At 67.0% G+C, this 597-nt stretch carries 1 pseudogene; it reads left to right on the plus strand.

Annotated features, from left to right (window positions below):
• A pseudogene (locus A5736_RS07095) lies at positions 1 to 597 on the plus strand (hypothetical protein); the annotation flags it as partial.

Here is a 597-nt window from a genome sequence, read left to right on the forward strand (position 1 = left end):
CAACGAATTCGCGACAAGCGCCGGCGACGACTTACCGACCGTCAGCGCGTCTGATCGAGTGATCGCCGCCATCCTGGGCACGCGTGAGGGCGCCGCCGATGCCGGCCTCGAGCTGTCGTCTATCGGGGTCACGTGGACGGATCAACTCGAAGCGGCCGCCCTGCGCGACGCGCTGACCGCCCACAAGCTCGAGAACGTGATGCTGGTCTCGACGTTTCTCGCCGCGACGGCGCTCGGTCAATTCGTCGGCGGCGCAATGGGTTACGAGCGCACGGCGGTGCTTTTCGTCGAGCCCGATGCCGCCACGCTGGCCGTCGTCGAGACCTCCGACGGTTCCATCGTCGACCTCTATCGAGAACAGATCTACGCGGAGTCCTACGCCGAGGCCACCGCACAACTCACCAAGATGATCTCGGGGCTGGACGGGCTGGAATGGGGGCCGGGCGGCCTCTTCTTGATTGGTTCGGGTGTCGACATCGCCCCGATTAAGCCGACGCTGGAATGGGCGACCTCGCTCGTAGTGAGCGCGCCCGAAGAACCGGAGACGGCCCTGGCCCGCGGGGCGGCCCTCGCGTCCGCGAACGCGTCGTTGTTCGC

Origin of the sequence: Mycobacterium sp. SP-6446, assembly GCF_001954045.1 — a bacterium.
GTDB lineage: Bacteria > Actinomycetota > Actinomycetes > Mycobacteriales > Mycobacteriaceae > Mycobacterium.